2 protein-coding genes are annotated in these 9,301 nt (G+C 71.5%); both read left to right on the forward strand.

Annotated features, from left to right (window positions below; genetic code table 11):
• Positions 1-27: 27 nt before the first annotated feature.
• The gene (locus AC1DMQ_RS18340; RefSeq protein WP_477034991.1) at positions 28-7,572 is read left to right on the forward strand and encodes a type I polyketide synthase; all 7,545 of its coding nucleotides are present in this window, start codon (positions 28-30) and stop codon (positions 7,570-7,572) included.
• Positions 7,569-9,301 (forward strand): type I polyketide synthase (locus tag AC1DMQ_RS18345; protein WP_477034992.1); only part of this gene is annotated, 1,733 nt, incomplete at its 3' end. The genes AC1DMQ_RS18340 and AC1DMQ_RS18345, both read left to right, overlap by 4 nt.

The following is a 9,301-nucleotide window of genomic DNA, read 5'->3' on the forward strand; positions in this document are numbered from 1 at the left end:
GCGGGCGCGTTCCGGGCGCTCGAGGGCATGCGCTCGAGGTTGGAGATCGCCGAAAGGTCCCAGCGCGAGCCGATCGCGGTGATCGGCCTGGGCTGCCGTTTCCCCGGCGCCGACAATCCCGAAGCCTTCTGGTCGCTGCTGCGCGAAGGCCGCGACGCCGTGGGCGACGCGCCGGCCGGGCGATGGGACGTCGAGGCCTTCTACGATCCCGATCCCAACATCCCCGGCAAGATGTACACCAAGCGCGGCGCTTTCCTCGACCGCGTCGACACCTTCGATCCGGCCTTCTTCGGCATCGCGCCCCGCGAGGCCGTGACGATGGACCCGCAGCAGCGGCTGTTCCTCGAGGTCGCCTGGGAAGCCCTGGAGGACGCCGGCCTGCCGCCCGATCGGCTGGGCGGCTCTAGCACCGGGGTCTTCCTAGGCATCTGCAACAACGACTACGCCCACACCCTGGCCCGGGCGGGGGTCGAGGCCATCGACGCCTATACAGGCACCGGCACCACCCCCAGCGTCGCGGCCGGGCGGCTGTCCTATGTCCTGGGCCTGCAGGGACCGTGCATGACGGTCGACACCGCCTGTTCGTCCTCGCTCGTGGCGCTGGACCTGGCGGTGCAGCATCTGCGCTCGGGGCGCTGCGACCAGGCGCTGGTCGGCGGCGTCAACTTGCTGCTGATGCCGGAAAGCACGGTCTATTTCTGCAAGGTCCGCGCGCTGGCGCCAGACGGCCGCTGCAAGACGTTCGACAACGGCGCCGACGGCTACGGGCGCGGGGAGGGGTGCGGGGTCGTCGTTCTGAAGCGCCTGTCCGACGCCCTGCGCGACGGCGACGACATCCGCGCCGTGGTGCGCGGAGTGGCGGTCAATCACGACGGCCGCAGCAACGGCCTGACCGCCCCCAACGGCCTGTCGCAGGAAGGCGTGATCAACGCCGCGCTCGCCGACGCCGGGGTCGCGCCGCACGAGGTCGGCTACGTCGAGGCCCACGGCACGGGCACGCCGCTGGGCGACCCGATCGAACTGGCGGCCCTGGCGCGCGCCTATGGCGACCGCGACGGCCCGCTGATCGTCGGCTCGGCCAAGACCAATATCTGCCACCTCGAGGCCGCCGCCGGCGTCGCGGGCCTGATCAAGACGATCCTGGCCCTGGAGCACGGCGAGATCCCGGCCCACCTCCATTTCGAAAAGCCGAACGCCCACCTGCCGTGGGACAGCCTGCCGATCACCATTCCCAGTCAAGCCGTCGCCTGGCCCGCGTCGGCGCCGATGGCGGGGATCAGTTCGTTCGGCTTCAGCGGCACCAACGCCCACGTCATCCTGGAAGCCGGACCGCCCCGGTCCGAGCCGTCCATGCCCCGCCCCGTGACCCTGCTGACGGTCTCGGCCCCCACGGAGTCGGCCGCCCGCGCTCAGGCCGGGCGCTACGCCGCCTTGCTGAGCCAGGCCGGCACGGTCGCCGCCGACGCGGCGTTCTCGGCCAACACCGGGCGCGCCCACTTCAGGCACCGGGCCGCCGTCGTCGGCTCGCACGACGAATTGACCGTGGCGTTGGAAGACCTAACGCGAGGCGAGACGCCCCTTCATCGCCTCGACGGTTCCGACCCGCGCGTCGTCTTCCTGTTCACCGGCCAGGGCTCCCAATTCGTCGGCATGGCGCGCGAACTCGACGCCGGAGAAGCCGTCTTCCGGGACGTCATCGACCGCTGCGACGCGATCTTCCAGGACGAATTCGACACCGACCTGCGGGCGCTGCTCTGGGGCGACGGCGAGGCCGGACGCCTGGACGAGACCGCCTTCACCCAGCCGGCGCTCTACGCGGTCGAATGCGCGCTGACGGCGCTCTGGCGATCCTGGGGCGTCGTCCCCGCGGCCGTGATCGGCCACAGCGTCGGCGAATTCGCGGCCATGCAGGCGGCGGGCGTGCTGTCGCTCGAAGACGGCTTCCGTCTGGTCGCCACCCGCGGCCGGATGATGCAGACGCTTTGCGAACGCGGCGCCATGGCGGCGGTGGCCGCGTCCGAACTGCGGGTCAGGGATCTGCTCGGCCAGCTGCCGGCCGATCTCGCCGTGGCGGCGGTCAACGCCGCCGACGATGTCGTCCTGTCCGGCGCTCCGGCCTCGCTGGACTTGGTCCTGGAGCGCCTTGCCGAGCAAGGCGTACGGCATCGGCGACTGGCCGTCTCCCACGCGTTCCACTCGCCGCTGATGGAGCCGATGCTCGACGGCTTCGCGGCCTATGCGGCTGAGATACCGTTCGCCCAGCCGGTGCTCCCGGTGATCTCCAACCTGACCGGCGCCAGGCTTGAAGATGCACCGGACGCGGCCTACTGGCGACGCCATGCGCGGGAAGCGGTGCGCTTCGAGGCCGGCCTCGCGACGCTCAAGGCCGACGGTTTCACCGTCTTCATCGAAATCGGCCCCCAACCGGTGCTGCTGGGCATGGCCCGCCGGTCCGGCGTCTTCGACGGGACGCCGAACGCCCTCTGGCTTCCCTCGCTGCGCAAGACCGGCGACGACGCCCGCGAGATGCTCGAAGCCCTGGCCGCGCTCTACCGGATTGGCGCGCCGATCGACTGGCGGGCGTTCGAGGCGGGTCGCGGGCGGCGCACGGCGCTGCCGACCTATCCTTTCGAGCGCCAGCGGTTCTGGCTCGATGACGTGGCGGCGTCGCCGCATCTGGCGTTCGCCTCGAACGCGACGGGGATGTCCGAACCGGCGGCGTCTCCATGGACGTCGGCCGAGACCTCGCCAGGCGTATCGGCCCAAGGCGTCAGCGCCTTCGCGGCGCAACTGCTCGCGGCCAATCCGGGCGATCGATACGACCTGCTGCTCGACCGCATCCAGTCCGAGGTCAAGCGCGTCCTGCGCCTGCCGACCAAGCCGGACCTGAAGCAGGGCCTGTTCGAGCTGGGCATGGACTCGCTGATGGCGGTCGAGCTGCGCTCGCGTCTGGAGACCGGACTGGGGCGGGCGCTGCCGTCGACCGTGGCGTTCGATCATCCGACCATCGAGCGTCTGGCGCGGCATCTGCTCGACCTGATCGCGCCGTCGGACGCCGCGCCGACCGCCCACCTGAAGAAAGCCGATCCCCAGGCGCCGATCGCCATCGTCGGCCTTGGCTGCCGCTTCCCCGGCGGCGCCAATGATCCCGAAGCTTTCTGGCGCCTGCTCCGCGACGGCCAGGACGCCGTGACCCAGATCCCGCCGCAGCGCTGGGCGGCCGCCGACTGGTTCGACCCCGATCCGGAACGCCTCGACAAGAGCTATTGCCAGTCGGGCGGTTTCCTGGACGTGGCCGTCGAGGACTTCGACAGCCCGTTTTTCGGCGTCACCCCGCGCGAAGCCACGGCGATGGACCCGCAGCAGCGCCTGTTGCTTGAGGTCGCCTGGGAGGCCCTGGAACATGCCGGACGGCCACCGGTCGACGGCGAGCGGGTCGGGGTGTTCGTCGGGATCAACGCCAACGACTACGCCAGGCTGCTGGGGCAAGGCGGCAAGGCGATCGACGCCTATGCCTTCACCGGCAACACCTTCAGCGTCGCCGCCGGGCGGCTGTCGCACACCCTGGGCTTCCAGGGCCCGAGCCTGGCGATCGACACGGCCTGCTCCTCCTCGCTGGTCGCGGTCCACCTGGCCTGCCAGAGCCTGCGGATGGGCGAATGCGAGGCGGCCCTGGCCGGCGGCGTCAACCTGATGCTGGCGCCCGACGCCTATGTCGCCCTGTCCCGAATGCACGCCCTGGCCGCCGACGGACGGTGCAAGACCTTCGACGCCTCGGCCGACGGCTATGGGCGCGGCGAGGGTTGCGGCCTGGTGGTGCTGAAGCGGCTGTCGGACGCGGTGGCCGACGGCGACGACGTGCTGGCCGTGATCCATGGTTCCGCCGTCAACCAGGACGGGGCCAGCGGCGGTCTCACAGTGCCGAACGGCGTCGCCCAGCAGGCCCTGATCGGCGAGGCCCTGGAACGCGCCGGCTTGGCGCCGGAAGACATCGGTTACCTCGAAGCGCACGGCACCGGCACGCCGCTCGGCGATCCTATCGAGTTGGGCGCGGCGGCTCGCGCTCTACGGCCCGAAGGCGGCAAAGATCGCCCTCTGTTCGTCGGCTCGGCGAAGACCAATATCGGCCACCTCGAAGCCGCTGCTGGGGTAGCGGGCCTGATCAAGACGGTGCTGGCGCTGCGCCACGAGACCATTCCGCGCCATCTGCATTTCGACACGCCCAATCCCCAGATCGAATGGAGCACGCTGCCTGTCGAGGTGACCACCAAGGCGGTCGCTTGGCCGTCGGGCGATCGCCCGCGGTTCGCCGGCGTCAGCAGCTTCGGCATGAGCGGCACGAATGCCCACGTGATCGTGGGGGAGGGGCCTTCGCGGGTCGCGGCGGCGGTTCAGCCCGATCCCGGCCTGCAGGTGATCCCCCTGTCGGGCCGCGGCGAGGCGGCGGCGCGGGCCCTGGCCGAGCGCTACCGGCCGTTCGCCGATATGCCCCTGGCCGACATCGCCTTCGCCGCCAGCGCCGGGCGCTCGCACTTCGAACACCGCATCGCCATCCTGGCCGAGACCGGCGAGCAGTTGGCCAAGCGCCTCGACGCGGCCGCTCAGGGCAGGAGCGATCCCGGCGTGCTGCGCGGCCAGGTCTCCGGGGCCCAGCGGCCGAAGATCGCGTTCGTCTTCACCGGCCAGGGCTCGCAATACGCCGGCATGGGCCGCCAGCTYTACGACCGCGAGCCGGTGTTCCGCGCCGCCCTGGACCGCTGCGACGCCCTGCTGGACGGRACCTTGCTGCCGGTGCTGTTCGAGGACGCCAGCGGCCTGATCGACCAGACCGGCCATACCCAGCCGGCGCTGTTTGCCCTGGAATACGCCCTGTACGCCCTGTGGCGSTCCTGGGGCGTGGAGCCCTCGGTGGTGCTGGGCCACAGCGTCGGGGAATATGTCGCCGCCTGCGTGGCCGGGGTGTTCAGCCTGGAGGAAGGCCTGAARCTGGTGGCTCGCCGCGCCCAGCTGATGCAGGCCTTGCCGCCGGGCGGAGCCATGGCCGCGGTCTGGGCGAGCGAGGCGGATCTCGACCTTTCCGCCTATGGCGATCGCCTGTCGCTGGCCGCCGTCAAYGGTCCCGGCGACCTGGTGGTCTCCGGCGAGGCGACGGCCCTGGACGCCCTGCGCGCCGACCTGGAGCGCAAGGGCGTGGCCAGCCGGCCGCTGACCGTCTCCCACGCCTTCCACTCGCCGCTGATGGCCCCGATCCTGGAGCCGTTCGCCGAGATGGCCCGCACCGTCGACTACCAGCGCCCGCAGGTCCGGCTGATCCGCGACCTGGACGGCGCGCTGGCCGACGGCCCGCTGGACGCCGCTTACTGGACCGCCCACCTGTGCAACCCGGTGCGCTTCCACGACGCCTTGCAGACCCTGAAAGCCCAGGACTGCACCGTGGTCGTCGAGATCGGCCCGCACCCGATCCTGACCGCCATGGCCAGGCCGGACGAGGGTGATACCGAAGCCGGTCCCCGCTGGCTGCCGTCCCTGCGTCGCAAGCGCGGCGACCTGGACACCCTGCGCGAGACCCTGGCCGCCCTCTATGTCGCCGGCGCGCCGATCGACTGGACCGCCGTCCATCGCCACCAGCCCCACGCCCGCCTCCACCTGCCGACCTATCCCTTCCAGCGCAAATCCTACTGGATGGCCCCGACACCCGCGGCCAACACCGGGGCGGCCGACCTGTTCCACGAGATGCAATGGCGCACCGCGCCGTTCAACGCGGCGACACAACCGTCCGCGCGGTCGGTGCTGATCTTCGCCGACCGCTCCGGCGTCGCCGAAAGGCTGGCCGCCACCCTGACGGCGATGGGCCAGACCTGCACCCTGGTGCGGCGCGACGGCGACAAGGCCGACGCCCACTATCGCCTCGGATCTCTGGACGCGCTCGATCAGACGCTGCCGGAGATCCTCGCCGCCAGCGCGCCCTCGGCTATCGCCTATCTGTGGAACCTCGATCTGGACGGCATGTGCGATGATGACGACTCCTGCGGAGAGCTGACCGCCCTGCACCTGATCCAGGGCGTGCTGCGAGAAGCGTCCACGCCGCCCAGGCTGTGGTTCGTCAGCCGAGCCGGACAGCCAGTCGGCGACGCCACGGTCACCCCACATCAGGCTCCGCTCTGGGGCGTGGGCCGCGCGTTGTCCCTGGAGCATCCAGAGGCCTGGGGCGGGCTCGTCGACCTGGCGCCCGAGGCGCATCCCGACGAAGCGCTGGACCTTGCCCGCCAGCTCTGCGGCGACGACGGCGAAGACCTGGTCGCCTTCCGCGACGGCCAGCGGTTGGTCGCCCGTCTGGCGGCCGCGCCCGCTCCGAAGTCCGCCCCACCGCCCGTGCGGCCGGACTCCAGCTATCTGATCACCGGCGGTCTGGGCAGCCTGGGCCGCGCCGTCGCCCGCTGGCTGGCCGAGGCCGGCGCACGCAGCCTGGTGTTGGCCGGACGCAGTCAGCCGACCGAAGCCGCCGCAGCCGATATCGCGGCTCTGGAAGCCACCGGAGTCCGCATCACGGTCCTGTCGGCCGATGTCGGCGACCGCGCGAGCCTTGCGCCCGCCCTGGCCGAGATCGCCGGCGCCCTGCCGCCCCTGCGCGGGATCGTGCACGCGGCCGGCGTGCTGGACGACGGCGTGCTGTTTGCCCAGACCGACGAGCGCTTCGTCAAGGTGATGCGGCCCAAGGCGCGCGGGGCCTGGAACCTGCACGACCTGACCCGCGACCTGCCGCTCGACTTCTTCGTGATGTTCTCCTCGGCCGCGACGCTGTTCGGCTCGCCCGGCCAGGCGAACTACTCGGCCGCCAACGCCTTCCTCGACGGCCTGGCCAACCATCGCCGGTCGCTGGGCCTGCCCGCGCTCAGCGTCGGCTGGGGTCCGTGGCGCGACATCGGCATGGCGGCCGACCTGGCCCGCCGTACCGGCAAGACCCACGCCCCGCGCGGCGTCTCCGCCCTGGCTCCAGCCGAAGCGCTGAAGCACCTGGGCGATCTGATGAACGCGTCCTCGCCGCAAGTCGCGGTAATGCCGGTCAACTGGCCCGCCTTCATGGAGCAGTTCGCCCCGGGCGAGCGGCCGCGCGCGCTGGACGACCTGGCCGGCGCCTTGCCGGCCGAGGCGGTCAAGGACGAGCGCGCCGTCCGCGGCCCCGCCGTCTTCCTGACGGAACTGATCGCCGCGCCGGCCCGCGAGCGTCGGCCGATCCTGGTCCGGTTCCTCCAGGCCGAACTGGCCGCCATCACCGGCGACGACACCCTGGCCGATCCGAACGCGGGCTTCTTCGACATGGGCCTGGACTCGCTGATGGCGGTCGAGATGAAGAACCGCCTGGGCGCCAATCTGGACGTCACCTTGCCGGCGACCGTGGTCTTCCGCTTCCCGAACATCGCCGCCCTGACGGACCACCTTCTGATGGACGTTCTGGGCCTGGCCGAACCGCCCCAGGCGGACGAAGCAGAACCCCGGGACGCGTTCGAGGGCGCGTCCGAGGCTGAATTGCTGGCGTTGCTGGCGGGTGAACTCGAAGGGGCCGCGCCATGACCCACACATCGCCGGAGTTGGACCGCGAAGCCGTCGTCAAACGGGCGCTGACCGAGATCCGCGATCTGCGCCAGAAGCTGGGCGAGGCGCAGCGGTGGCGCAGCGAACCGATCGCCGTGATCGGCCTGGGTTGCCGCTTCCCAGGCGGCGTCGACGGTCCGGACGCGTTCTGGATGGCGCTGACGGAAGGCCGCGACGCCACCGGCGAGGTTCCCTCGGCCCGCTGGGACGTCGACGCCTTCTTCGATCCTCAGCCTTCCACCCCTGGCAAGATGTACACGCGCCGTGGCGGCTTCCTGTCGGAAGACGTCGCCGCGTTCGATCCCGGCTTCTTCCGTCTGTCCCCGCGCGAGGCCACCACGCTGGACCCACAGCAGCGGCTGTTGCTGGAGGTGGCGTGGGAGGCGTTCGAGCATGCCGGTCGGCCGCCTCAGGCGGGCGACAAGACCGGGGTGTTCGTCGGGATCAGCACCAACGACTATGCGCAGAACACGCTGTTTGGCGCGCCCAGCCAGATCGAGCTCTACACCGCCACCGGCGCGGCGCTGAACGCCGCCGCCGGGCGGATCGCCTTCACCTTCGGCCTGCAGGGGCCGGCGATGGCGGTCGACACGGCCTGCTCGTCGTCGCTGGTCGCGGTCCATCTTGCTTGCCGCAGCCTGCGCCTGGGCGAGTGCCGCGAGGCCCTGGCCGGCGGGGTCAGCCTGATACTGTCGCCCGCAGGCACCATCGCCACCTGCCAGGCCCGGATGATGGCGCCCGATGGCCGCTGCAAGACCTTCGACGCCTCGGCCGACGGCTACGGGCGCGGCGAGGGTTGCGGCCTGGTGGTGCTGAAGCGGCTGTCGGACGCGGTGGCCGACGGCGACGACGTGCTGGCCGTGATCCATGGCTCGGCCGTCAACCAGGATGGGGCCAGCGGCGGGCTCACCGTGCCGAACGGCGCGGCCCAGCGCGATCTGTTCAAGGCAGCCCTGGCCGACGCCCAGGTCCAGCCGGTCGAGGTGGGGCTGGTCGAGGCGCACGGCACGGGCACGCCGCTGGGCGATCCGATCGAACTGGAGTCGATCCAGGCCGTTTACGGCGAGGGCCGTGACGATACGCGGCCGTGCGCGGTCGGCTCGGTGAAGACCAATATCGGCCACCTGGAAGCCGCCGCCGGCATCGCGGGGCTGATCAAGACGGTTCTGGCGCTGCGTCATGAGACCATCCCGCGCCATCTGCATCTGAAGACCCTTAATCCGCAGATCGAGCTGGCCTCGACCTTCGTGATCCCGACCTCCGACCAGGCCTGGCCGCGTGGCGACGCCCCGCGCTTGGCCGGCGTCAGCAGCTTCGGCTTCACCGGCACGAACGCCCACGTGATCGTGGGGGAGGGGCCTTCGCGGGTCGAGGCGGCGGTTCAGCCCGATCCCGGCCTGCAGGTGATCCCCCTGTCGGGCCGCGGCGAGGCGGCGGCGCGAGCCCTGGCCGAGCGCTACCGGCCGTTCGCCGATGCGCCCCTGGCCGACATCGCCTTCGCCGCCAGCGCCGGGCGCTCGCACTTCGAGCACCGCATCGCCATCCTGGCCGATACCGGCGAGCAGTTGGCCAAGCGCCTCGACGCGGCCGCCCAGGGCAGGAGCGATCCCGGCGTGCTGCGCGGCCAGGTCTCCGGGGCCCAGCGGCCGAAGATCGCGTTCGTCTTCACCGGCCAGGGCTCGCAATACGCCGGCATGGGCCGCCAGCT

This window comes from Caulobacter sp. 05L422, from assembly GCF_056397765.1.